This window comes from Streptomyces sp. IBSNAI002, from assembly GCF_052244475.1.
Taxonomy (GTDB): domain Bacteria; phylum Actinomycetota; class Actinomycetes; order Streptomycetales; family Streptomycetaceae; genus Streptomyces.
The window spans coordinates 7482872-7507063 of sequence record NZ_JBQPXG010000002.1 but is presented as its reverse complement, the minus strand read 5'-3'; the positions used below and the strand labels follow the sequence as shown (position 1 = coordinate 7507063).

Sequence of the window (24192 nt, the reverse complement as noted above, 5' to 3'; positions counted from 1 at the left end):
CACAATCCGCAGATGGCGACGCCCTCGTACAGCAGTGCCCCGTGCACGAGTTCCCCGTACAGCAGCTGGATGCGGTACTTCTCCCCCACCGCCAACCACCGCAGACTCGGCCTGGTCTGCCTCGGGGTGGGGGTCCAGCAGGGCGGACTGCCGGTGGTGGGCCCGCGCTCGCTGGACCACCACGTCGCCGTGGTGGTCACGCGCGGCCGGGGCTGGTTCAGCCACGCCGGCCGGCCGCCGCAGCCGGTGACCGCGCCCGCGCTGCTGTGGCTGGTGCCGGGGGTGGAGCACCATTACGGGCCCGATCCGCGGACCGGCTGGGACGAGTGCTTCGTCGACTTCACGGGCAGCAGCGTGGAGGCGTACACCGACCTGGGCTATGTGACCCCGGACCGGCCTCTGGTGCCGCTGAGCGGGACGGCCGGGGTGCAGCACGTGGTCGACGGGATCGTACGGGCGGCCCGGCGCGGCGGCCCGCTGCTGGAGGTCGAGGCCGCGGCCGCCGTGCACGGGCTGCTGGTGGCGCTGCGCTACGCCCGTGCCGAGGTGTCCCGGCAGGGGGACGCCGTGATGGACACCCTCGCGCGGGACGCCCTGCTGCCGATATCGGTGGCCGAGCACGCCGCCCGGCTGGGGATGCCCCTGCCCCAGCTGCGCTGGGCGGTGCGGCGCAGCACCGGGGAGGGGGTCAAGGAGTACCTCCTCGGGATCAGGCTGAGCCGGGCGAAGGAGCTCCTCGCCCGCACCGACCTGCCGGTCGCCGGGGTGGCCCGGCGGGTCGGCTACGAGGATCCGGCCTACTTCAGCCGTCTGTTCAGCCGCCGGGTGGGCATGGCCCCCGTGCGGTTCCGGGCGCAGCAGTCGGCCGGCAGGACGCTCCCTACGGCACGTGGCCGACGGTGATTTCGGCGACCGAGGTCCACGGGTTGCCCGCCACCTCCCGCGTGGCCCTCAGCTTCACGTAGCGCGCGGTGCGCGGCGTGAAGGCGGCGTCCTGCTGTGCGGCCGTGTCGGCGAAGGTCCCGGAGGCGGCCGCCGTGCCCCAGGTGACGCCGTCGGTGGAGGTGAACACCTGGTAGTCGGCGATCCGTCCGTTGCTCTGCGTCTGGCGGGGCAGGCAGTGGAGGGCGGAGACGTTGTAGGAGGCGCCGAGGTCGAGGGTGATCTCGTGCGGCATGGGCGCGGTGGCGGCGTACCACTGGGTGTGCCAGATGGTGGACGCGTCGCCGTCGAGGACGTTGGCGGCGCTGCCGTTCTCGCCCGCGGTCTCCTGGCTGTCGACCGCCGTCACGCTCATCTGCCCCTGTGGTACGAGGAGTTCACCGCCGTCCACCGGCCCGAGGTCGTCGACGGCCAGGTCGTCGAGGATCAGGTCGGCCTCGTTGTGGGAGTCCTCGGGGGTGATCTTGCGTACGCCGATCCAGGCGTCGGCCCCGGCGGTGAAGGTCTTGGTGAAGGTGGTGGGGGTACGGGCCTGGTTCAGCGCGGTGGCGGTCTCGGTCGTACCGGATCCGGTGACGAACTGGTAGTCGCCGCTGAACGCGGTCTCGTAGCGGAAGGTCACCCGGTAGGAGCGGCCCGGGGTGAAGCGCAGGGTCTGCGGCAGGGTGCGGTAGACCAGTCCGGTCCGCTCCTCGTGCGACTTGAGGGAGTTCTGGCCGCCGATCACGTCGTCGACCGGCTTCCCGCTCCATCCGGCTTGCGTGTAGGGGGCGTTGCGCTGGGCGATGTGGGTGCGCGGGTCGGTGGCCGAGCCGCCCGCGCCGCCGAAGGCGAAGGGTCCCCAGCCGGCGTCCACGTTCTCGAAGTCCTCGGCGAACCAGTGCCCGGCGAGCGGGGTGCGGGCGGAGCGGACCACGCGGACGTCGTCCAGGTGGACGGTGCCCGGTCCGGTGGCCGCGGCGAGCCGGAGGGTGGCGGCGGACTGTCCGGCGGGGACGTCGAAGAGGACCTTCATCCGCTGCATCCGGGTGCCGTTCTTCTCGCTGCCGCCGACGTTGTTCGTCAGCGGTGAGGAGTCGGCGTACACGGAGGCGGCGGCGCCGCCGGCGGGGGTCGCGGTGAGGGTGGCGGCCCGGCCGGTGGGGGTGGAGACCCAGACGGACGCGGCGTAGGTGCCGGGGGTGAGGCCGGTGAGCTGCTGGGAGACGGCGGGGGCGGTGCCGGGGGCGAAGGTGAGCTCGCTCTGGCCCTGGGCGTTGCGGGTGACGGCGGCGCCGGTCCCGGTGACGGTCCAGGCGTTCAGGCCGCCCGAGTAGAAGGAGGGGTCCTTGACGGGGGTGCCCTCGCCCCACTGGGGGTCTGCCTGGGCGGCCGGCGCTCCGTCGGTGACCACGTAGGCGGTGCGGGCGGCGGCGTTGACGGTGACCTGGCCGCCCGCGCCCACGGTGAGGTCGCCGACAGGCACGCGGCCGGTGTCGGTGAGCCGGTACAGCTTGGGCGCGCTCCAACCGGCGGGCAGGGTCCAGGTGGTGGAACCGCCCTTGTCGTTCCAGTGGTAGAGCTTGCCGTCGCGGGGCAGCAGGTAGGCGTCCCCGGACAGGACGGTGCGGCCGGCCGTGGTGATCTGGCGCTTGTTGCCCGTGGTGGTGACCGTGGTGCCGTTCGCGAGGGTCACCGTGTCGGCGGTCCACTTCACGATCGGGGACTGCTGGAGGAACTTGGTCGGCAGGTTGGCGGCGAAGGTGGTGTTCAGGAAGGCGGTGAAGTCCTTCTTGCCCTGCCAGCCCTCGTACGCGGTGATCTCGGCGCCGCCCAGCAGCGGGCTGCGGGCGATCCAGTCGTCCTTGGCGTGGTTGGCGATGAACCGGGCGATGGTGGAGTTGATGCCCTTGAGGTCGCTGCCGCCGTAGTTGACGTCGGTCGCCCAGTGGTGCCAGAGGGACTGCTCGGTCAGGGTGTTGGGGAACTCCGTGGTCAGCTGGAGTCCCAGTCCGGTGATCTCGCGCTGGAGCCCCCGCGAGACGTAGCCGTCGCCGTACCAGACGTCCACGTAGAGGAAGTCGAGGCCCGGGGCGGCGGCCTTGAGGTCCTGGAGCCGCTTCAGCCGCTCCCCGGACTGGCCGTCCTTGCGGGTGTCCACGTAGTACGACTGGTCCAGCCAGTCCCAGCCGAGCCCGCCGCTCTGGTGGGCCGGGTCGAAGGTGGCCGAGACCGGGTACTCCTCGGTGGCGTTGACGTGCACGCCGAAGTCGGCGTTGTAGGCGTGGCCGGCGGTGGTGAGGGTGTTCAGGTCGACGGCGCCGCCCAGCTTGGAGCCGATGTTCTTGTAGTCCATGTGCGCGGAGTCGTGGCCCTCGGAGGCGTAGCCCTTGAGGAGGACGAACTGGCCGAGGCCGTCGGTGGCGCGGTTGACCCGCTTGGTCTCGTCCAGGGTCTGCGCGAAGGGGTGGGTGGCCTGGGAGGCGAAGTTGAAGGGGATCCGCTGCACGACGCGGTCGGCGGTGTCCTGCCAGCCGGTGGGCGGGGTCCAGATGTCGCGGTAGGCGACGGCGGCGTCCTGCCAGTCGACGACGGAGTCCGCGTTGCGGTCGGCCGTGATCGCGACGCGGACGTACGGCAGGGGCTCGGTGTCGGTGTCGGCGGCGCCCGCGGGCCGGTACAGCCACGCTCCGCTCCACAGGCCGGCGCGGCGGTAGCCGCCCTGGTCGGTGACCCGCTTGGATATCCGGCCGTTCTCCCGCGCGGTGCCGCCCGAGGGCGTGTCGTACAGGGAGTTGGAGTCGATGGCGGCGGCCAGCCGCCCGGTGTTGGCCAGCCCGTACATCACGGTGGTCGCGGCGGGGTCGACGGGGGTGGCCGCGGTGACGGGGGTGAAGGTGTCCCCGGTGCCGGTGGTGGCGGTGTGCATGTTCGCGGTGGCCAGGGCGGCGCCGGGCTGGTCGCTGCGGACGCTGACGAGGTGGTGGTCGGGGATCGCGAAGGTGCGTACGCGCAGCGCGGCGGTGTCCTCGATCGCGGTGACCTTGAACTCCACCACCGAACCGGTCACCGAGAGCCGGGTTCTGACGGTCACTCCGGAGAAGGACAGCGCGTAGTCCACCCCCGAGGCGGAGGGGGCCGAGGTCACGGTCGGGGTGTGGCTCGTCCCGTTGACGAGTACGGTGCTCAGCGCGTCCTCGTTGCCGTGCAGGACGTCGCCGGTGGCCCGGCGGGTGTAGCTGATGACGCGGGGGAAGCCGCTGTCCACGCTGACGGACAGTTCGGGCGAGGTGATCGTCACGGGTGCGGCCGCCGCGGCGCGTGCGGCGGGTGCGGCGGGTGCGGCGGGTGCGGCCACGAGCAGGGTGGCGACCAGGCCGGCCACCGCGGCCGCGGCCGGCCAGAGGGGGGTTCGCATCGGACCTCCGGGAGTCGGCGCTTCCTTGGCGGAAGACCGCTCGGCCCGCAGGCCCGAGCGGTCCGCTCACTGACCTGACAGCTTGCGGACCGCGACCGGGCAAACCCATGGACAAAGCGGAGCGCCGTCCTGGACTTACGTACGCGCGAACTCGGGAGGGCGGTGCCGGTGCGGGGCTACCCAGAGGCCGGGACCAGGATGACGGCGGTGCCGTAGGCGCACACCTCGGTTCCCACGTCGGCGGCTTCGGTCACGTCGAAGCGCATCATCAGGACGGCGTTCGCGCCCCGCGCCTTCGCCTGGTCGATCAGCCGTTCCATGGCCTGGTTGCGGGTCTCCACGAGGGTCTTGGTCAGTCCCTTGAGCTCTCCGCCGATCATCGACTTCAGGCCCGCGCCGATCTGGCTGCCGAGGTGGCGGGAGCGCACGGTGAGCCCGAAGACCTCCCCGATGACCCGTTCCACCCGGTAGCCCGGCACGTCGTTGGTGGTCACGACGAGCACACCGGTCTGCTCGGCGCCGGGGCCGCCGCCGTAGTCTTCGATACCCATGGCCCCACTGTCGCCCGGCCCGCGGCGGCCCGCATCCGGAACGGCCACAATCAGCCGATCAGGGCATTCGGGCGGCGAGGCCGAACTCGTGGGCCACGACCACCGCCTGGGCCCGGCTGGACAGCCCCAGCTTGCTCATGCAGCGGTGCACGTGGGTCTTCACGGTGGCGGCGCTCAGGAACAGCCGCTCGGCGATGTCGGCGTTGGGCAGACCGGCGCCGACCAGGCCGAGCACCTCGCGCTCGCGCGGAGTCAGGGTGTCGAGCCCGGGGTGCGGGGGCCGGGCGACCGGGGCGGCGTACGTGTCGATCAGTCCGCGCAGGGCCCGGGGGCTGAACAGCATCTCGCCGGCGTGCACGGTGGCGATGGCGGCGAGCAGCCGGTCGGGCGGGGTGTCCTTGAGGAGGAACCCGCTCGCGCCGACCCGCAGCGCGCGGAAGACGTACTCGTCGGTGTCGAAGGTGGTGAGGACGAGCACCTTGGGGCCGCCGCCGGCGCCGCCCGCGCCGTCCGCGTGTGCGGCCAGGATCCGCTCGGTGGCCTCGATCCCGTCCGTCCCGGGCATCCGGATGTCCATCAGGACGACGTCGGGCCGGGTCTCGGCGGCGAGCCGGACCGCCTCCTCCCCGTCCGCGGCCTGCCCCGCGACCTCGAAGCCGGGAGCGGCGGTGAGCAGCGCGGCCAGTCCGGACCGGATCAGGAACTGGTCATCGACGACGAGTACGGACGGCATGCGCGCCTTCCCCTTCCGGTCTGGGCACGGGAATCCGCAGGCCGACCTCGAAGCCGCCTCCGGGGACCGGCCCCGCGGTCACCGTGCCGTGGTAGATCGTCGCCCGCTCGCGCATACCGATCAACCCCTGACCGGCTGCTCCTCCCGGGCCGTCCGGCGCACCGGCCGCCGCGCGGCCGTCACCGCCGTCGCCTCCGCCGCCTCCGCCGCCTCCGCCGCCTCCGTCGTCGCCGACGCGTACCCGGACCTCGTCCGCTCCGTAGTGGACCAGGACGGTGGTCCGCGCCCCCGGGGCATGCTTGATCACGTTGGTCAGCGCCTCCTGGACCACGCGGTACGCGCACAGGTCGATCCCGGGAGGCAGTTCGTACGCCGTCCCGGTGACCCGTACGGCGACGGGCACCCCCGCCGCGCCGACCCTCCCGATCAGGTCCCCGAGCCCCGCCAGGCCGGCCGCCCGGCCCCGGTCCTCCTCCTGGGCGGGCAGCGGTCCGTCCTCGCGGAGGACCAGCAGCATCCGGCGCATCTCGGTCAGGGCCTCGCGGGCGCTGTCCCCCACGGTGTCCAGGGCCTTGCGGGCGGCCGTCGGGTCGGAGGTGAGCACGTAGGAGGCGAGCCCGTTCTGGACGGAGATCACCGAGACGTGGTGCGCTATGACGTCGTGGAGTTCGCGGGCGATCCTGATGCGTTCCTCCGCGACGGCGTGGCGGGCCTTCTCCTCCTGCTGCAGCCGGAGTTGGCGGGTGAGCTCGCGCAGCCGCCGGGAGCCGTCCCCGGCGACCCAGCAGACGACGGTGGCCACGGTGACGAAGGCCATGCTCATCGGCACGACGCCCGGCTCGGCGAGCCGGGTGCCCCACAGGAGCACGGCCAGCGCCCCGGCGGCGGACCGGACCGACACCGTGCGGGGGCACTTGGACGCCACGGTGTAGAGGGCGGTGGCCAGCCCGCACGCGGCGACCACGTGGTAGTAGCCGAGGCTGAAGTAGACGGCGGCCCACAGCCCGGTGTTGAGCAGGATCGCGACGGGGTGGCGGCGGCGCAGCACGAGCGGCAGGTAGATCAGGGCGAGCAGGGCGTAGGCGATGGCGTCGGTGTCGCGCCAGTAGCCGTACGGGTCGGGCCAGTTGTGCAGCAGCGTGGACGACATCCACAGCGAGCCCGCGGCCCATACGATCTCGCCCGCGACCGGCAGCACGGAGCGGATCCGGACCACGGCCGGATGTTCGGACAACTGCACGTCAACCCCCTTGAGTACACCCCTGGTTGTACAGGGTCGCCACCCGAGGGGGTAGGCCGGATTCAACCCGTGGACGGTCGCGGCCGATGATCGGCCGCGCGTAGCTTCGGCAGGGCCGGTTCACCGGCCGGCACGGCCTCACCCCCCGGGGCCCGCCGCGCGGCCGTGCCCGTTCGGGGGCGGGCACGGCCTCGCTCACCCGTGGGCGGGGGTCAGGCGGGCCACGTGGCCGAGCGGGTGCCGAGGAGGCGGAAGCGGCCCGAGGCGACCTCGTAGAAGAACAGGCCGTCGCCCGTGTAGGTGCCGTTGGCCCGCTCGAAGGCGTAGGCCTTGGAGACGCCCTGGTGCGTGGTCCCGCGCAGGGTGGGCAGCAGGTCCCCGCGGCCGACCTGGGGGCGGCCCAGGTCCCGCGCGCACCGGGCCAGCAGGTGCACGGCGTCGTACGCCTCGGCCGCGTAGAGCGGGGCGGGGCCCCCGTGGCGGGCCCGGAAGGCGGTGTCGAAGGCGCGGGCCGCCGGGGGCGCGGGGGCCGCGGCGGGGTCGACGGCGGTGGAGACCAGCAGCCAGCCCTCGGCGCTCGCGCCCGCCTCCCGGAGGAAGCGCGGGTCGTGGACGGCCTGGGTGGCGAGGACCCGGCCGCGGTGACCGGCGGCCGACAGGGCCGCGGCGAGGCGGGCCGCGCCGGAGGGGCCGCCGCCGTAGAGGACGACGCCCGCGGCCGTCCGGACGGCTTCGCGGGCGAGGTCGCCGTGGTCGGCATCCGCGGCCACCGTCGCCGTGGTCATCGGCCGTCTGCCCGCGCGCAGGGCTTCGCTGAGGAAGCGGGTGGTCTGCCAGCCGTACGGGGTCCCGTCGTCCACCACGAGGGTGCTGCCGCGCTCGCGCGCGGTGAGGTACTCCACGACGGGCCGCATCTGGTAGGCGTTGTTGGGGCGCAGGCAGGTGTAGACGCGGCTCACGTGGGTGGTGTCGCCGTCGTTGGCGGTCAGGACGGGCAGGCCCGCCTGGTCGTAGGGGGTGAGGACGGCCGTGACGGCCGCCGTGGCGGTGGCCGCGAGGACGGCGACGACGGTGGGGTCGGCGGCGAACCGGGCGGCCGCGGCGGCGGCCGGTCCTGCCGCTCCCCGGTCGTCGGCCTCGTCGAGGCGGAAGGTGAAGGGCTGGCCCTTGTCCGCGGAGAGTTCCTCGACGGCCAGCAGGGCTCCGTCGCGCTGGGCCCTGCCCACGCTCTGGCCGGGGCCGCTGAGGTCGGCCTGCAGGCCGATGGCGAGCGTGGGGCGGGCGGGACCGGCCCCGCGGCCACCGGGCCGGTCCGTCTCCCCCAGCAGCCAGGCGGTGGTGGTGCCGCCCGCGACGAGGGTGGCGGCGGCCGCGGCGAGCAGGGTCCGCCGGCGCGGCCGCGCGGGCGAGGTGTCCCCGGGCGAGGTGTCCGCGGGCGGGCTGTCCGCGGGCGGGCTGTCCGCGGGCGAGGTGTCCGCGGGGCCGGGCGGGGCGGCCGGGGCCGTGGCCAGGGTCGGTTCGATGTCGGGCAGGCGGAGCATCTGCGCGGAGCGTTCGGCGATCAGCTGGAGCAGCCCTCCGGGCAGCCAGGGGCCGGGAGCGTCCTGGGCCAGCGCGTCCCGCAGCTGTGCGGCGGTGGGGCGGTCGCCCGGCGTCTTGGCCAGGCATGCCGTGATCGCGGGCAGCAGTCCGTCCGGGACGCCGGCGGTGTCGGCGGCGTCGTGCACCGTCCTGAACAGCATGGCCTCGACCGGGCCGGAGCCGAAGGGCCGCCGTCCGGTGGCCGCGTACGCGAGTACGCACCCCAGCGAGAAGATGTCGCTCGGCGGTCCGACGTGGCCGCCCTGGGCCTGCTCCGGCGAGAGGAAACCGGGCGAGCCGATCACCACGTCGGTGGCGGTCAGGACGGTGTCGTCCAGGGCCCGCGCGATCCCGAAGTCGATCAGCCGGGGCCCGTCGGTGGCGAGCAGGACGTTCGCGGGCTTCACGTCCCGGTGGACCAGCCCGGCCTCGTGGACCGCGCCCAGTGCCTCCGCCAGCCGGGCCCCGAGGAAGCGGACGCTGTCCGCCGGGAGCCCGCCGGCCCGGGCCACGGCGTCGCTCAGCGGCGGACCCGGTACGAACTCGGTCGCGAGCCAGGGCGCGGGGGCCTCCGTGTCTGCGTCGACGACCGGCACGGCCCAGCGGCTGTGGACCCGGCGGGCGACGGCCACCTCGCGGCGGAACCGCACACGGAAGCCGGGGTCGTCGGCGTACTCGGCCCGGACGAGTTTCACCGCGGCGAGCGCGCCGCCGGAGGAACGGCCGAGCAGGACCACGCCCATGCCTCCCGCACCGAGCCGGCCGAGGATCCGGTAGCCGCCGATGCGGGCGGGGTCGGTGGGATGCAGCGGCCTCATCAGGGCTTCAGCTCCAGTTCGATCCGGTACAGCGCCTTGGCCGCGCCCTCCGCGGCCACCGGCAGCAGCTCCCTCATCTCGTACCCCTGGGCGCCCTTGACGGAGAGCGCCATCACCACGGGACCGATCCGGGACTTGGTCCACACGTAGTGCTGCGGGCCGCCCGATTCGGACGAGCTGTACTTCCCGGCCTCGAACAGCGAGGCGTCGGCGTTGAGCACCGACTCCTTCGGCTGGTGCATGGACATCAGGCCGTGCAGCGCCTGGCCGCCGCCGAGGTCCTGGTCGGGGCAGCGGAAGCTCTGGCGGACCGTGTCCTGCATATCGCGGTCGGCGGCCGCCACGTCCCGGTGCACGGTGAGGGTGAGCGAGCCGAGCACCCTTCCCCTGCCGTCCTTGGCCGGCAGGTCGATCTTGCGCGTGTAACTGTCGAGCACGTCGGCCGGCAGTTCCGCGCGCGACCACGCGCAGCCGTCCGAGAGCACCGGCCAACTGCCGCCGCTCTCGTACGGATCGTGCGCCACCATCCCCGCCGACCAGGACTCCGGGTCCAGGGCGGCGGCCCGCGTCAGGCGCTGCGCCTCCTGCGGTGTGCGCGGGAGGCGGGCCGGGTCGGGCGTGAAGGTGTACGCCGTGGGCAGCGTGCCGGGAGCGGTGGAGCCGGAGGGCGAGGGGGCCGGCGCCGAGGGCTGGGCCGTCACCGAACCCGTCGGACCGGGCTGCGGTGCGTCCCCGTGCCCGCCGCCCTGGCCGCATCCGGTCAAGGCCAGCAGCCCTGCCAGTGCTCCGCTCCACGCCCCTGCCCTCGCCAGCCCACTCCGCATGACCGCCCCCGGTTCGCTCGCCCGATCCAACAGATCGAGTATGAACGGCAGTTGAAGCAACCACCGGGCGAATGTGCGGGGTGTCGGGCCGGCCGTGAAGCGGAGGGGCATACTCCATCCGGCGGAGGCACGGATTGGGCATATCGGGCTAAAACGCGGTGAGCCAACCCTGTGAACCGCCCCGCCGTCGCCATAGTCGTCCCTGGCAACCGCCAGGTTGCCGCCCCGTGCCGCGCGCCGCGGCCGGGCGGAAGCTTTCGTAGAGGAGCCGGCTCATGCTGAAGCCCACCAGGACCATCCTCGCTCTCGCCGCCGGAAGCCTGGTGCTCGGCCTGGTCGGGGCCGGGACCTCGGTCGCGGACGAGCAACCGGTGGCCGAAACCTCGTCGCAGCAGACCGTGGCCGCGGGCATGCGGCACTCGATCGGCAAGGTCGTCTCGAAGGGCCCCCTGAAGGTCCGCAGCAAGCCGAACACCCGCTCCCGGATCGTCGGCCAGGTCTACCCGAACCGCACGGTCGAGATCGAGTGCAAGCAGTACGGCGAGTCGGTCGACGGCAACCGCGTCTGGTACCGCCTGCACGACGAGAACGGCTCGAACGAGAACGGCAACAACGAGAACGGGAACGGCAGCAACGGCACCGACCAGAACGGCACCTGGCCGGGCAGCGGCAACCCGAACGCCGGCACCGGCGGCGGCAGCCGCGGGGACGACCGCGCGGCCTACGACCACGAGCGCTGGGTCGCGGCCCGCTACGTCAAGAACCTCAGCACGGTCCGCTACTGCCGCTGACCCCGCACGGCCCGGCCCGAGGGCCGGTCAGCGCTCCGGGCGTACGGCGCGCGGCCCCACGCAACGCGCTCCGTACGCCCGGACCCGCTCGCGCAGTTCGCGGTCGGCCGTGACCACCACGCAGCCGCGGTCCGCATGGGCCGCGGCCAGTTCCACGATGCGGTCGTCGCCGCTCCCGGGCGCCGGGTCCACCCGTACGCCGGGAACGGACTCGACGCCCCGGGCGGCACCCTCGACGACGAGGATGATCTCCTCGTCCCCGTCCCGCGCGGCCAGCCGGTCGCGCAGCCGCTCGGCCGCGCCCCGCCGGTCCCGCCACCAGCCGTCCGGTACCGAGCCGACGACGTTCGCGCCGTCCACGATCAGCACGTGCCCCATCGAGGCGTCCTAGAAGTCGCCGTAGTTGACCTGCCAGGTGGGCAGGCCCATCCGGCGCCAGACCGCGACCACCCGGTCCCGGTCGTCGAGCGAGACCCGGACCGCGTACCGGTCGCGGACGTGCGCGTCGAAGAGCTCCGCCTTCACCACGTCGTCGCGGCGCGTGTCGCCCGCCGCCCGCATCCACAGCTCGTCGTAGGGCACCCGGTGCCGCCGCAGCCAGGACTCGGTCTGCGGGCGGTGCTCCTCGCTCCGGCCCGACAGCAGCACGATCACGTCGCCGTCGGCCCGCCGGAAGGCGTCCAGGGCGTGGCGGACCGGCTCGTTGAGCAGGTCGAGCTCACAGCGCGAGAAGTCGTACGGGCCGCGGTCGCCGGTCAGCGCGAGTGTCCCGTCGATGTCGCACATCACCGCGGCGGGCAGGGCCGGGTCGGCGACGTACTCCCGGACCGGCGGCGCGGCCACCTCGCCGGACGTGCCGTTCAGCCACTCCGCCGTCAGCCGCCAGCCGCCCTTGCGGGCCTTCTGGTGCTTGTCGGCCAGTATGCGGATGATCTCCTCGCCGACCTGCTTCTCGCGGGCGGCGTCCCGGCGCAGGCACTCCTCCAGCGGGACGTCGGTGAAGTCGTGCACGACGAAGGTGGCGAGTCCGCCGACCGCCGCCTTGAGCCGCTTCGGGATGTGCTTGGTCAGGTGGGTGTTGTCGACGACCACGTCGAAGCCGCCGTCGACGGCCGCGCGGACCGCCGCGTCCTGGACGGCCAGCACGGTCTGCTCGTGCGCGTGGGACCGGCCCCGCCCGGGGTCCGGCAGGTCGAGCATGCTCCGCAGGTCGTCCAGGTTGACGCGGCGCATCCGGCCCCCGGACTCGGCCTGGAGGGCGCGCGCCGAGGTCGTCTTGCCGGAGGCCGGCAGCCCCGTCATGACGTGCACGACGGGCAGCGGGCGCTCCCCCGGGGCCGGTTCCGCCGGGCGGGCCGCAGCGGGAGCCGGGGCGGCCGCGGTCCGGGCGGGGCCGGAGACCTGCGGCTTCGCGGCCGGGGGCGCGGGGGCCCGCACCCCTTCGGGCGCGGCTTCGGACACGGGCTGTTCCTCCTCGTCGGTGGCGTACGGGTCGCCGGTCTCCGGGCGCACGTGGCGCCAGGTCGTGATCTCGGTCGGGCGGCCGTCGAGCCGCAGGAACATCGCCGCGCGCAGCCCGCGGTCACGGAGCCCCTTGACGGCGCGGGCGAAGGCGCCCCGGTCGCCGGCCAGGTGGACGAGTCCGGCGTACGCCTCGTCGATGGCCCGCTCGTGGCGCGCGGCCTCGTCCTCCAGACGCGCGATCACCTCGCGGACCCAGGTGTCGAACTCGTCGGGCACCTGCTCCAGCAGGGCGTCGAGCGGCTTGCCGCCCGAGTCCTCGATGTCGGCCACCGTGCAGTTCAGGCCCTGGGCGAGCTGCTTGGCGGGCAGGGCCGCGAACCGCTGGATGCCGTGGCCCCGCCAGATGTCCCGCTCGGTGACGCCGGTGAGCACCTTGTGCAGCCGCACGTACTCGGACAGCTTGGCCTTGGCGCGCACGCCCGAGGCGAAGCGCAGCACGAAGCCCTCCGCGTCGGTGCCCGTCGCCGCGGCGCCGCCGGGCATGGTGCTGGACTCGGTCAGCGCGACCAGTTCGTCCAGGGGCATCGCGGGCCAGACGGTGACGACGGAACCGATCCCCTCCCAGTGGGGCGCGGCCTCGGCGAGCGGTACCTCGGTGCCGTCCGCTCCGAACGCGGCGAGCAGGACGAGGTCGCGGCGGCCGCCGTAGTCCACGACGATGCGGTTCTGCGGGTACAGGATCTCGGCGAGGTAGGTGGTCCCGGGGCGCAGCGCCGCGGTGTCCCTGGTGTCGAGGAGGCGCTGCGCCCAGGTGGACTGGGCGCTGCTGAAGGAACCCTTGGAGGCGACGTGCCAGCGGTCCGCGTAGTGGAAGACCACGGCGAGGCTGCCGTCGACCTTCTCGTAGACCTCGAACGGCTCGTCCGGCAGGGCGGGCGCGTAGGGCCGGCCCGCCACGTGCTCGCCGACGTTGAAGAACTTCGGCAGCGGCAGCGCGACGACCGCGCCGGTGCCGTCGTCGGCGACGAGTCCGCGGCAGCGCGTGGTGACCTGGTTCCACACGCCTTCGTACTGGGCCGTCCGGGTGTAGGTGTAGATGGACAGCGGCAGTTCGGGGTGCGTCTTGCGGGTCACGTACCCGGCGTCGATCGCGTCCGCCAGCGCCTGTGCGGGCAGCAGGTCGTGAAGAGTCAGGCGGTCCTGGCTCATGGGTTCCTCCCGGTTTGAGATGGCTGATTCTCGCGTGCGGGAGGGTCTGCCCGGTAGTCAATTATGCCTGGTCGCGGCCCCGCCCAGTCGGTTGATGTCCTTCGGGCGCAGAGTGCGGCCGGCGACCTCGGTGCCGGGTGCGGCGACGGCGATCATGGCGCGGCCCAGCGCCTCGGTGGTGACGACGAGGTCCGGCGCGATCCGGCGGACGAGCGGGACGAGGGGTGCGGTGACGGCGTAGAGGGCGCGGTAGAGGCGGGTCTTGGAGGGCACACCGCGCACCGGCTGGACGATGCCCGGGCGGAACATGTAGGCCTGGAAGGGCAGTTCGAGCAGGTCGTTCTCGGTCTTCCCCTTGACCCGGGCCCACATGGAACGGCCCTGCTCGGTGCTGTCGGTGCCCTCGCCGGACACGTAGACGAAGGTCATCCGAGGGTTGGCGGCGGCGAGGGGGCGGGCCACCGCGAGCGTGAGGTCGTGGGTGACGCGCCGGTACGCCTCCTCCTTCATCCCGACGGAGGAGACGCCGAGGCAGAAGAAGCAGGCGTCGTACGCGGCGAGGCCGAGGTCCGGGGCGGAGAGGTCGGACGGGTCTTCCTGGACGCGTTCGCGCAGTTTGGGGTGGGTGACGCCGAGCGGGGTGCGGCCGATGGCGAGGACGCCGTCGACGGTGTCGTCGCGCAGGCATTCGCGGAGCACGCCCCGGCCGATCATTCCGGTGGCCCCGAAGAGGAGGACGTTCACGCGGCGCTCCTCAGGTGCTCACGCAGAGCTCGTTGCCCTGCGGGTCGGTGAGCGTGGTCCACGTCCAGGGGCCCTGACGGCCGTCGTGGAGGAAGGTCGCGCCCTTGGCGAGGAGCCGTTCGACCACGCCCTTCGGGTCGTCGGAGCCGGTGCGGACGTCGAGGTGGACGCGGTTCTTGACCGTCTTGGGCTCGGGGACGAGCTGGAAGAGGATGCGGGGAGCGCCCTCCAGGCCGTCGGGGTGGCGGATCGCGGTGCCCACCTTCCACACGAGGGCGCCGCGGTGCGTCGTGGTGTCGTTCTCGGTCGCCTGGCCCGCGGCGATCACGCCGCGGATGAAGTCCTCGTCGCTCGGCTCCACTTCCCAGCCGAGGGCGTCGGCCCACCAGTCCGCGAGCGGGTGCGGATCCCGGGAATCGATGACCAGCTGAAAGGTGTAGGCCATGCCGGGACCCTACTGAGCGGGCACCGCGGCCGCCACAGGAGCGGGAGGTGTCAGGGGCGGCGGCGGAGGACGAGGAACGCGGCGGCGAAGGTCAGCAGGCAGGCCCCCATCGCGATCCAGAGCAGGACCTCGCCCAGCGGGCGCAGCCAGGGGACTCCGGCCGGGTCCGCCGCGGAGAGGCAGGCGGTGGCCGTCATGCCGAGGGGAAACACGGTGGCCCAGCGCCGGATGTCGTAGTGCGGGCGGGGGTGGCGCAGTTCGGCCCCGAGGAGGACGGCGTACCAGGCGAGGGAGAGGGCCAGCACCACCAGTGTGGTGACCTGCAGCGCCGTGTGCGCCGTACCCGTCCATACGGGTGACGCCGTCAGCTTGGCGCCGGCCAGCGCGGAGATGGACAGCGCGCCGCCCGCCACCCAGTGGTCCCCCGCGCCGCCGATGACCTCGTGCAGGTCGAAGCGGACCAGGGCCGCCCCGTAGAGCAGCAGGCCGAGGCAGAACGCGGCGAGCGCCGCCCGGGCCAGCCAGTCGTGGTGACCGGCGGCGGACAGCGTCGCCGCGAGGACGGCGAGCCCTTGGGTGGCGACGCAGACGAGGAACGCCACCCCGCCCATGCGCCGCCGCCAGTGGCGTACGACGGCCAGCAGCAGCCCGGGCCAGAGCGCCGCGGCGAGCGCCAGCAGCGCGGTGGCCGCGCTCTGCCACCCGAGCGCCGAGAGGCGGGTGCCGAGCACGGTGGTGGCGGCGACGGCGGTGAGCGCGGCCGGGGTGTCGGCCTCGGCCCGGAACCTGCCGCGGTCGCCCAGCAGGCGGGCCGTGAAGTCGGCGGCCAGAACCAGCCACAGGGCCCCGGACAGGGCCAGCGCCGCCAGGGAGAGCACCTCGTGCCCGGTCAGGTGCAGCCCGACGGAGAGGATGCCGACGGCCATGACGGCGGCGCCCGCCGCGGGCGGGAGACCGGTCCACCAGGCGCGATCGGGCAGAGGGCTCACCCCTCCAGCGGACCTCACCGTGGCGCGGGCCGCCAGCGGACGGGGCGGGCCGGGCCGGCCCCGCGCGGTCGGCGTCGGCCTCGCCGTACGGCCGCTGGAACGGATTGCCATCGTTCGGCCGTGGCCGGAATTTGATCTTGTAAGTACGGTTAGGCGTACCTAATCTGCGGCACACCCGAGTGGGCGTCCCGCCACACGCGCCCGCCGGCTACCGGTTCGGAACCCGTCCCCACCGAAGGAGCCCCCCACATGACCCCCCTTCTCGACAGGAACCGGCCGTACGCCGTCGCCCTGTTCCGGATCGTCACAGGACTGCTGTTCGCCTGCCACGGCGCCGCCTCCCTGTTCGGCGTCCTGGGCGGAGCGCAGGGCGGCGGCACGGTCCCGGCCGGCGCCTGGCCGGGCTGGTACGCCGCCACCATCCAGCTGGTCGGCGGCGTCCTGGTCCTCGTGGGCCTCGGCACCCGGTCCGCGGCCTTCGTCTCCTCCGGCTCGATGGCGTACGCGTACTTCAGCGCCCACCAGCCCGACGCCCTCTGGCCGTTGCAGAACGGCGGCGAGCTCTCCGCCCTGTTCTGCTGGTCCTTCCTGCTGCTGGTGTTCACCGGCCCCGGCGCCCTCGCCCTGGACGGCCTGTTCGCCTCCCGGACCCCGGCGGACCGCAGCCGCGGGGAGCGCAGCCGGGAGGCCGTGGCCGCCTGAGGCATCGACTGGCGTCGGTCCATGGACATGGCGACGGGCGGGAGCGCTCAGCCGCAGGGCCCGGCACCCCCTTGGGGTGCCGGGCCCTGCGGGCGGGAGCGCGCGCGGTCAGGAACCGGCGTTCTTCGCCGCCTTCTCGGCCTTCTCGGCCTGCATCTCCTTGATCCGGACCGCTTCCTTGCGGACGTCGGCCTGGGTGGCGCGCTCGCGCTGGAGCCACTCGGGGGCTTCCTGCTTGAGCGCTTCGATCTGCTCGGTGGTGAGCGGCTCGGTCACGCCGCCGCGGGCGAGACCGGCGATGGAGACGCCCAGCTTCGCCGCGACCACGGGGCGCGGGTGCGGGCCGGTGCGCCGCAGCTCCACCAGCCAGGCGGGCGGGTCGGACTGGAGGGCGTTCAGCTCGGTGCGCGAGACGACACCCTCCTGGAACTCAGCGGGGGTGGCCTCGAGGTACACACCCAGCTTCTTCGCCGCGGTCGCGGGCTTCATCGTCTGGGTGCTCTGGTGGGACGTCATGCCGTCAAGAGTATCGAGCGTGTGCGCTACCTCCGACCACGACCGGTAACCTGGCGGGGTGACAGGCTCGGAAGTACCCCATTCGTTCCGGCTCGCCTATGTCCCCGGGGTGACACCCACCAAGTGGATCCGGATCTGGAACGAGCGGCTGCCCGACGTACCCCTGACCCTCGTGTCGGTGTCCCCCGCCGAGGCGTTCGGCGTGCTGCGCGACCGCGCCGCCGACGCCGGTTTCGTCCGGCTGCCGGTGGACCGGGACGACCTCAGCGCGATCCCCCTCTACACCGAGACCACGGTCGTCGTGATCCCCAAGGACCACCTCGTGGCGGCGGCCGAGGAGGTCTCCACGGCGGATCTGGCCGGGGAGATCGTGCTGCACCCCCTCGACGACACCCTCGGCTGGGAGAAGCTGCCGGGACAGCCCGCGATCGAGCGTCCCGAAACGACCGCGGACGCGATCGAGCTGGTGGCGGCCGGGGTGGGCGTGCTCGTCGTCCCGCAGTCCCTCGCGCGCCTGCACCACCGCAAGGACCTCACCTACCGTCCGGTCACCGACGCACCCGAGTCGCGCGTGGCGCTGTCCTGGCCGCAGGAGGAGACCACCGATCTGGTGGAGCAGTTCATCGGGATCGTCCGCGGGCGGACCGTGAACAGCACCCGGGGCCGCCCGGCCGCCGCCGCGCAGCCGAAGGCCACCGCGAAGGCCAAGGCCAAGGCGAAGGCCAAGCGCCCGGAGGCGGGCGGCGGCGCACCGCGCAAGGCCGCGCCGGGCAAGCCGGCGAGCCGGAGCCCCAAGGGCGGCAAGGGCGGAAAGCCCCGCCGCCGCTCGTAGCCGCACCGGCCGGGCGCCGCTCTTCGCCGGCCCCGGCCGGCAGCAGGGCGGCCGTGACGGCCGGGTCCGCAGGACACGGGTGGCCTCGCGGTGTATGCAGGGGGGATGGATCTCCGGCCACCGCTCGCGTCCAGCCCACGGTCCGGGCAGGTGCGCCCCGCACAGCTGGCGGTTCCCTTCGCGTTGATCGCCCTGGTCACGGTGGTGGACGTACTCGCGCCGCCCGATGTCCACCTCGGTCCCTTCCTGGCCGCCGCACCGGCCGTCACCGCCTCCTTCGCCGGACCGTGGATGACGGGGTTCGTCGGCCTGGTGGCGGTGCTGGCGCAGGCGGTGGTGGCGATGGCGCGCACGACGCTCACCGATCTGAATCACACCTTCCAGATCTGCGCGCTGATCATGATCTCGGTGTTCGTGACCCTCTTCGCCCACCTGCGCGAGGTGCGCGAGCGGGAGATGGTGCAGCTGCGGTCGGTTGCCGAGACCGCCCAGCAGGTGGTGCTGCGGCCGCTGCGCGACCGGATCGGTCCGCTGGGCGTGGCCTCGCTGTACCTGGCCGCCGCGGCCGAGGCCCGGATCGGCGGGGACCTGTACGCCGCCGCCCGGACGGCCACGGGAACCCGGCTGATCATCGGCGACGTCCGCGGCAAGGGGCTGGAGGCGGTCGGGGACGCCGCGCTCGTCCTCGGCGCCTTCCGGGCCGCCGCCCACCAGGAGGCGGGCCTGCCGGGGCTGGTGGCCTACCTGGAGGCGGCGGTCTCCCCTGACCTGGACGACTCCGGGGACCAGGGCGCGAGCTTCATCACCGCGGCCGTCCTGGAGATCCCCGACGACGAACCGGTACTGCACCTGGTCAGCTGCGGCCACCCGCCGCCCCTGCTGCTGCGCGACGGCCGGGCGCTCCCCCTCGACGTGGACCAGCCCTCGCCGCCGCTGGGCCTGGCGGGACTGGTGGAATCCTCCGTCACCGCGCAGACCTTCGCCTTCGCCGCGGGCGACGTCCTGCTCCTGTACACGGACGGCGTCCTGGAGGCACGCGACGCCGAGGGCACCTTCTACCCGCTCGCGGACCACGCGGCCGCCTGGTCGGGCACCCGCCCGCGCGCCCTCCTCGACCTGCTGTGCGCGGACCTGCTGTCCCACGCGGCGGGCAGCACCCTCGGCGACGACGCCGCGATGGTCGCGATCGAACGGCTCCCGCACTGACGCGCGGTTTGCCAGAATCCGATCATGCTGAGCATCGGAACGATCGTGATGGGCGCCGCGGACGTACGCAGGGCGGCCGAATTCTGGGGCCGGGCGCTGGGGTACGTCCCGCGCGACGGCGAGGTGTCCGACGGCTGGACCGTCCTGGTCCCGGCCGACGGTCACGGCCCGGGCCTGGCCCTGGGGCGCAGCACCTCCCCCGTACAGGAGCGCCCCCGCGTGCACCTCGACCTGTACGCCGCGGACGCGGCCGAGCAGGCGGCGGAAGTGACCCGCCTGGTGTCCCTGGGAGCCCGTCACGCCGACTGGGACTCCTACCCCGAGGATCCCGATTTCGTCGTGCTGGCCGACCCGGAGGGCAACCGCTTCTGCGTCATCGACACCAGCCACGGCTGAGACCCGGGCGGCGCGCACGCAGCCGTCCGGGCGCTACGCGAGGATGCCCGCGCGCGCGGCCAGGGCGAGTGCCACCGCGGGCCGCGGCTCGGGCCCCTCCACGCCTCGGGCCGGTGCCAGCAACGCCGCCACGGCGGCCGCGTCGGCCGCGCGTTCCCGCGCCGCCGCCACGAACCCCTCGACGGCCTCGGCCAGGGTCCGCCGCCGCTCGTACGGCACGTCGCGCGAGTCCACGGCGAGTTCGAGGAACTCCCGGTGCGAGCCGGCCCAGGGCGCGGCGCCGTCCAGTCCGTCCTCGGACAGCTCGTCCGGATAGGGGATGCGGTGCCAGGCCCCGTCCTGCCACCAGTAGACGAACCCGAGGAGGTTGCCCTCGGCGTCCTCGCGCAGGAGGTCCCAGGGCAGCCAGTCGGGGCCGCCCGCGAGGAAGTCGATCTGGCGGTCGCCGACATGGGTGTGGCTGCCGTCCGGGTCCTGGCCGCACAGGACGGCCCGCGCCCCGTCGAGCACGGTCAGGCGCCACCAGCCGTCGGCGCCGGTGGAGTGGCACCACACGCCGTCGTCGTCGATCGCGTACTCGGTCCGGTCGGCGCAGGCGGCGTCGAGCACGGCCAGGGTCACGGCCCTGGCCCAGAGCAGTTCGGGACGGTCCAGGTCTTCGGGCCGGCTCGGCTGGTGCATGGTGCGGGTTCCCTCCCCGTTCGCGCGGACCGTGCGCCGGTCCTGTGAGCCGGACAAGCCTCGCACGGGCCGCTTCGGCCGAATTGCCGATGGTCCGGGAGGTCCGGACACGGGAGTCTGAGAAGTAGCGATTCGTCCTGCTTTCTGCCACTTCCTCCGCGGACAGGAGCTCCCCGTGCTCGTCCTCGACTCCTCCTACTCCGACACCGCGCTCGCGCGGCGTGCCGCGGTCCGCTTCGTGCGGGCCCGCTGCCCCTGGGCCGACGTGCACGACGTCGTGCTCGTCGTCAGCGAGCTCCTGGGCAACGCCGTCCGCCACACGGACGACGGCGGCTGGCGCCTGCGCATGGCCTGCCGGCGGCCGGGGGAACTGGTGGTCGAGGTCTACGACAGCAGCAGCGCCCGCCCCGTGCCCCGCCCGGGGGACCCGGACAACGGCGGCGGGTTCGGCTGGGGCATCGCGCGGCAGCTGACCTCGTCGCTGACCGTGGTGCCCGAGGGGGCCGGGAAGTCCGTACGGGCCGTCTGGCAGCGCGGGACACCGGCCGACGCGAGCCCGGCCCCCGCAGGCCCGGCCGTCGGCAGCCCGGCCGTCGGCAGCCCGGCCATCGGCAGCCCGGCCATCGGCGGCCCCGTGCCCGCCGATCCGGTCCTCAGTGGCCCGGTGCCCGGCTGACCTGGGCCAGGACCAGCACCGTGTCGTCGGCCGGGGTGCCGGGGATCAGGCCGGCCAGGATCCGGTCCGCCGCCGCCTCCATCGTGCCCCGCGCCCGCCGCAGCTGGTCGCGCAGCGCCTCCATTCCCGCGTCGATGTCCCGGCCCCTGGCCTCGATGAGGCCGTCCGTGTACAGGGCCAGGGTGGCCCCCTCCGGGAGGTCCAGCTCCGTCGTCGCGAAGGGGAACCCGCCCACGCCCAGCGGCACCCCGGCCGCCTCCGTGACCGTCTCGACGGTGCCGTCCGGGAGCCGGACCATGAGCGGCGGATGGCCCGCGTTGGCCATCCGGGCACGGCCGGTCGCCGGGTCGTAGAGCAGGTAGAGGCAGGTGGCGAGTTCGATCCCGGCCTCCCGGGCGCAGGTGTCGAGCTCGGCGAGCAGCTCGCCGGGATCCGCGTGGTGCCTCGCCAGGGCCTTCGCGGTGATGCGCAGCCTGCCCATGGCCGCGGCGGCCCGCACCCCGTGCCCCATCACGTCGCCGACGACCAGGGCCACCCGGTCGCCGGGCAGGCTGATCACGTCGTACCAGTCCCCGCCCACCTCGGTGACGTGGCCGGCCGGCAGGTACCGGTGCGCGACGCGCACGTACGGCCCGGCGCCCGTGGCGCTGGGCAGCAGGGCCCGCTGGAGGGTGAGTGCGATATCGCGGACCTGGCCGTAGAGGCGTGCGTTGTCCAGGCACAGGGCGGCGCGGGAGGCCAGCTCACCGGCCAGCCCGAGGTCCTCCTCGGTGAAGGCCGGGCGGCCCGCGGCCCTGCCGAACATGGTGATGCCCTGGACCGTTCCCCTGGCGATGAGCGGGGCGATCAGGATGTCCCGCAGCCCGCTGTCGAGCAGCAGCCGGGCGCGCTCCTGGTGGACGACGGTGCGGGTGGCGAACTCCTCGTTGACGGGGACGGACACCGGGCGTCCGGAGCGCAGCGTGGCGTGGATGCTGGAGCCGGGCGGGTAGGTGACGTACTCCAGCCCGCCGACGAGCTCGTCCGCGGGCGGCGGCAGCACGGTGCCGGAGGCGATGCGGCGGGTGGACAGCGGCAGCCCGGGGTCGAACACCTCGGGATCGTCGGGCGCCCGGTCGACGAGTTCCACGACGGCGCCGTCGCAGAATTCGGGGACCACGGTCTCGACCAGTTCCCGCGCCGTGACGTGCAGGTCGAGGGTGGTGCCGATGCGGGCCCCGGCCCGGTCCAGCAGCGCGAGGCGCCGGCGGGCCGCCGTCGCTTCGAGGATCGCGTGCTCCCGCTCGGTCACGTCCACCAGCAGCCCGCCCACGCCCGGGCGGGTGTCGCCGGCCCGGCTGAGCGCGAACAGGCTCACGGACCGGACCTGGTCGTGGTCGGGGCGGCCCGGGGTGCGCAGGCCCACCAGGGCGCCGACCACGGGCCGCCCGCCCTCGGCCACGGCCCGTAGCGTGCGCTCGTACTCGCCCTCGTCGGAGGTGAGCATGATCTCGGTCATGGGCCGTCCGAGGTGGTCCGCGATGGACATGCCGTCCATGTCGGCCAGCGCCTGGTTGAGGTGGACGTACCGGAGTCGTTCGTCGAGCATGCCCAGGCCGATGGGGCAGGTCTCGAAGAGGGCGTCGAGGAACGCCAGGTTCGTCTTGACCCGGTCGAGGTCCTCGCCCCTGCTGGCCAGGCCCATGATCACGGTGCTGCCGTCGGGGCCGGTGACGGGGAAGACCCGGAAGCCGCAGTCGAAGACCGTCCCGTCGCGGTGCGCGACGGGCATGCGGACCCGCCAGTACCCCAGGGTGCGCCCGCGTTCCGCCAGCTGCGCGGCCGCGCCGGGGCGGCCCGGGGCCGGGGCGGGGAACAGGATGTCGGCCGGGCCGGAGAGGACCGCTTCGGGCGGGTGCCCGAAGAGCTTCTCGGCGCCGGGTCCCCAGTAGCGGACGCGGCCCGCGCCGTCGAGGCCGAAGACCGCCACGGGTACGTGCTCCAGCAGCGTGCCGGGCTCCGACGTCAGGAGGCCGGCGGACTGTTCGCGCTCGCCCCCCGGCGGATCCGTCGGCACAGAGGTCCCCTTTCGGGCTTCCCGCGTTTCCCCGGTTCCCCGGTTCCCCGGTTCCCCGTCAATTCTGCCCCCACCCCGTCCCTCGGACCCACTTGCGCCAGTTGAGGGGACGGGCGCGCGCGTCGACGGCCGCGCGTCCGCCAACCGCTGCCGACCGAGTCGAGGACGACATGCCCCTGCCCCTGAACCGACGGCTGGCCCTCGGTGCCGCCCTGCTGGCCGTGCTGGCCGGCGTGGCACCGGCCACCACCGCCCACGCCGCCGAGGCACCCGCCGATCTCCAGGCCCTGGTGAGGGCCCTGCGCCAGACCACCGACGCCGGAGCGCCCGGGGCCATGGCCCGGATCTCGGGCCCCGGCGGCGTCCAGTCCAAGGCGGTGGGCGTACGCGACCGGGCCACGGGCGCGGCCATGGACACCCGCTCCCGCTTCCGCGTCGGGAGCGTCACCAAGACGTTCTCCGCCGTGGTGCTGCTCCAGCTGGTGGCCGAGAAGAAGATCCGGCTGGACACCCCCGTCAACCACTACCTGCCCGGCCTGCTGCCCGACGACCGGATCACCGTGCGCCACCTGCTGAGCCACCGCAGCGGGCTGGCCGACTACACGGACGCCATGTTCGCCCGGACCGTGCCGGGTTTCGAGGCCGTGCGCACGAAGGTGTTCGGCTACCGGGAGCTCGTCGGGCTCTCGCTGAAGGAGCCGAGGACGACCGAACCCGGCGCGGCGTACGCGTACTCGAACACCAACTTCGTCGTCGTCGGCATGCTGATCGAGGAGGTCACCGGGCACCGGGTGGGCGAGGAGTACCAGCGCCGCGTGATCAAGCCGCTGGGCCTGCGGAACACCTCGTACGTGCACCCGGGTACGCGGATCGAGGGGCGGCACGCCCGCGGCTACCTCCACCCCGACGAGGAGGGCGCTCCGCTGGTCGACGCCACCGAGCAGACCGTGTCCTGGGCGCAGTCCGCCGGGGCGGTGATCTCCGACCCGGCCGATCTGAACGCCTTCACCTCGGCGCTGCTCGGCGGCCGGCTGCTGGACGCGCGGATGCTGGACGCCATGCTGAGGATGACCCCGACCGACGCCGCGGCCACCCGTTTCTACGGGCTGGGCCTGCGCCGCTACGACCTGTCGTGCGGCACGTCGGTATACGGCCACACCGGCACCGTGCAGGGCTTCTACACCTACGCGTTCGCCACCCGTGACGGCCGCCGCAGCCTCACCGCCATGGCGAACACCTCGAACCGGGGCGCCGCGAACACGGCGCTCGGCGGGACCCTCGAAGCCGCCTTCTGCGGCAAGCGGTCCGCGGCGGCCACGCCGCGCGGCTTCTCCGTCGCCCCGGCCGAGGTGGACCTGCCGGAGCGCCACGCGCGCTGAGCCGGGCCGGCCGGTACCCC

General features: G+C 74.0%; 22 protein-coding genes. 8 read left to right on the top strand and 14 right to left on the bottom strand.

Annotated features, from left to right (window positions below; genetic code table 11):
* Window positions 1-12: 12 nt before the first annotated feature.
* On the top strand, window positions 13-903 hold the full coding sequence (locus ACTVZO_RS34830) for a helix-turn-helix domain-containing protein (RefSeq protein ID WP_443302125.1): 891 nt from the start codon (window positions 13-15) through the stop codon (window positions 901-903).
* Here ACTVZO_RS34830 and ACTVZO_RS34825 read toward each other — a convergent pair.
* The 6 genes from ACTVZO_RS34825 to ACTVZO_RS34800 all read right to left on the bottom strand — a co-directional run bounded on the left by ACTVZO_RS34825 (window position 881) and on the right by ACTVZO_RS34800 (window position 10086).
* A complete protein-coding gene (locus ACTVZO_RS34825; RefSeq protein ID WP_443302124.1) occupies window positions 881-4339 on the bottom strand; it encodes an endo-alpha-N-acetylgalactosaminidase family protein in 3459 nt (1152 codons plus the stop codon). The two genes, ACTVZO_RS34830 and ACTVZO_RS34825, sit on opposite strands and share 23 nt — an antisense overlap.
* Before the next feature lie 176 nt (window positions 4340-4515).
* Entirely contained in the window at window positions 4516-4890 is a 375-nt protein-coding gene (locus ACTVZO_RS34820; RefSeq protein ID WP_384221514.1) for a YbjQ family protein, read from the bottom strand.
* 58 nt (window positions 4891-4948) lie between these two features.
* Window positions 4949-5623 (bottom strand): response regulator, encoded by a 675-nt coding sequence (locus tag ACTVZO_RS34815; protein WP_443302123.1) that lies wholly within the window; start codon window positions 5621-5623, stop codon window positions 4949-4951.
* The gene (locus ACTVZO_RS34810; RefSeq protein WP_443302122.1) at window positions 5598-6863 is read right to left on the bottom strand and encodes a sensor histidine kinase; all 1266 of its coding nucleotides are present in this window, start codon (window positions 6861-6863) and stop codon (window positions 5598-5600) included. The genes ACTVZO_RS34815 and ACTVZO_RS34810 overlap by 26 nt, the downstream gene beginning before the upstream one ends.
* A 212-nt stretch (window positions 6864-7075) precedes the next feature.
* The gene (locus ACTVZO_RS34805; RefSeq protein WP_443302121.1) at window positions 7076-9262 is read right to left on the bottom strand and encodes a bifunctional serine/threonine-protein kinase/ABC transporter substrate-binding protein; all 2187 of its coding nucleotides are present in this window, start codon (window positions 9260-9262) and stop codon (window positions 7076-7078) included.
* Window positions 9262-10086, bottom strand: coding sequence for a hypothetical protein (locus ACTVZO_RS34800; protein ID WP_443302120.1), 825 nt, complete (start codon window positions 10084-10086; stop codon window positions 9262-9264). The genes ACTVZO_RS34805 and ACTVZO_RS34800 overlap by 1 nt, the downstream gene beginning before the upstream one ends.
* Window positions 10087-10361: 275 nt before the next feature.
* On the opposite strand from ACTVZO_RS34800, the gene ACTVZO_RS34795 reads away from it, so the two are divergent.
* Window positions 10362-10877, top strand: a complete 516-nt coding sequence (locus tag ACTVZO_RS34795) for an SH3 domain-containing protein (protein ID WP_443302119.1) — start codon at window positions 10362-10364, stop codon at window positions 10875-10877.
* A 27-nt stretch (window positions 10878-10904) separates the two neighbouring features.
* On the opposite strand, the gene ACTVZO_RS34790 is transcribed toward ACTVZO_RS34795, so the two are convergent.
* From ACTVZO_RS34790 to ACTVZO_RS34770, 5 genes are read right to left on the bottom strand one after another with little or no spacing between them, the layout of a single operon-like run.
* Complete coding sequence (locus ACTVZO_RS34790; protein ID WP_443302118.1) at window positions 10905-11255, bottom strand: NTP pyrophosphohydrolase; 351 nt, start codon at window positions 11253-11255, stop codon at window positions 10905-10907.
* Between the two features lie 9 nt (window positions 11256-11264).
* On the bottom strand, window positions 11265-13550 hold the full coding sequence (locus ACTVZO_RS34785; RefSeq protein ID WP_443302117.1) for a phosphatase domain-containing protein: 2286 nt from the start codon (window positions 13548-13550) through the stop codon (window positions 11265-11267).
* Window positions 13551-13607: 57 nt separating this feature from the next.
* A complete protein-coding gene (locus tag ACTVZO_RS34780; protein WP_443302116.1) occupies window positions 13608-14294 on the bottom strand; it encodes an epimerase in 687 nt (228 codons plus the stop codon).
* Window positions 14295-14304: 10 nt separating this feature from the next.
* Window positions 14305-14739 carry a VOC family protein gene (locus ACTVZO_RS34775; protein ID WP_443302115.1) on the bottom strand — a complete coding sequence of 145 codons (435 nt, stop codon included), beginning with the start codon at window positions 14737-14739 and terminating at the stop codon, window positions 14305-14307.
* Window positions 14740-14789: 50 nt separating this feature from the next.
* Window positions 14790-15728 (bottom strand): SLAC1 family transporter, encoded by a 939-nt coding sequence (locus ACTVZO_RS34770; RefSeq protein ID WP_443302114.1) that lies wholly within the window; start codon window positions 15726-15728, stop codon window positions 14790-14792.
* Window positions 15729-15977: 249 nt separating this feature from the next.
* Between ACTVZO_RS34770 and ACTVZO_RS34765 the strand changes: the two genes are divergently transcribed.
* On the top strand, window positions 15978-16430 hold the full coding sequence (locus ACTVZO_RS34765) for a DoxX family protein (protein ID WP_443302113.1): 453 nt from the start codon (window positions 15978-15980) through the stop codon (window positions 16428-16430).
* A 108-nt stretch (window positions 16431-16538) separates the two neighbouring features.
* On the opposite strand, the gene ACTVZO_RS34760 is transcribed toward ACTVZO_RS34765, so the two are convergent.
* The gene (locus ACTVZO_RS34760) at window positions 16539-16946 is read right to left on the bottom strand and encodes a DUF5997 family protein (protein ID WP_443302112.1); all 408 of its coding nucleotides are present in this window, start codon (window positions 16944-16946) and stop codon (window positions 16539-16541) included.
* A gap of 58 nt (window positions 16947-17004) precedes the next feature.
* Here ACTVZO_RS34760 and ACTVZO_RS34755 point away from each other — a divergent pair, with 58 nt between their 5' ends.
* The 3 genes from ACTVZO_RS34755 to ACTVZO_RS34745 all read left to right on the top strand — a co-directional run bounded on the left by ACTVZO_RS34755 (window position 17005) and on the right by ACTVZO_RS34745 (window position 19380).
* Window positions 17005-17778 (top strand): LysR substrate-binding domain-containing protein, encoded by a 774-nt coding sequence (locus ACTVZO_RS34755; RefSeq protein WP_443302111.1) that lies wholly within the window; start codon window positions 17005-17007, stop codon window positions 17776-17778.
* A gap of 105 nt (window positions 17779-17883) precedes the next feature.
* Complete coding sequence (locus ACTVZO_RS34750) at window positions 17884-18984, top strand: PP2C family protein-serine/threonine phosphatase (protein WP_443302110.1); 1101 nt, start codon at window positions 17884-17886, stop codon at window positions 18982-18984.
* 24 nt (window positions 18985-19008) lie between these two features.
* On the top strand, window positions 19009-19380 hold the full coding sequence (locus tag ACTVZO_RS34745; protein WP_443302109.1) for a VOC family protein: 372 nt from the start codon (window positions 19009-19011) through the stop codon (window positions 19378-19380).
* 33 nt (window positions 19381-19413) lie between these two features.
* On the opposite strand, the gene ACTVZO_RS34740 is transcribed toward ACTVZO_RS34745, so the two are convergent.
* Entirely contained in the window at window positions 19414-20061 is a 648-nt protein-coding gene (locus ACTVZO_RS34740; RefSeq protein WP_443302108.1) for a hypothetical protein, read from the bottom strand.
* 175 nt (window positions 20062-20236) lie between these two features.
* Here ACTVZO_RS34740 and ACTVZO_RS34735 point away from each other — a divergent pair, with 175 nt between their 5' ends.
* Entirely contained in the window at window positions 20237-20737 is a 501-nt protein-coding gene (locus ACTVZO_RS34735) for an ATP-binding protein (protein WP_443302107.1), read from the top strand.
* On the opposite strand, the gene ACTVZO_RS34730 is transcribed toward ACTVZO_RS34735, so the two are convergent.
* Window positions 20715-22793: a SpoIIE family protein phosphatase gene (locus ACTVZO_RS34730; protein ID WP_443302106.1), complete on the bottom strand. Its 2079-nt coding sequence runs from the start codon at window positions 22791-22793 to the stop codon at window positions 20715-20717. The genes ACTVZO_RS34735 and ACTVZO_RS34730 overlap by 23 nt on opposite strands.
* A gap of 170 nt (window positions 22794-22963) precedes the next feature.
* On the opposite strand from ACTVZO_RS34730, the gene ACTVZO_RS34725 reads away from it, so the two are divergent.
* The gene (locus ACTVZO_RS34725) at window positions 22964-24172 is read left to right on the top strand and encodes a serine hydrolase domain-containing protein (protein ID WP_443302105.1); all 1209 of its coding nucleotides are present in this window, start codon (window positions 22964-22966) and stop codon (window positions 24170-24172) included.
* The last annotated feature ends 20 nt before the right edge of the window (window positions 24173-24192 follow it).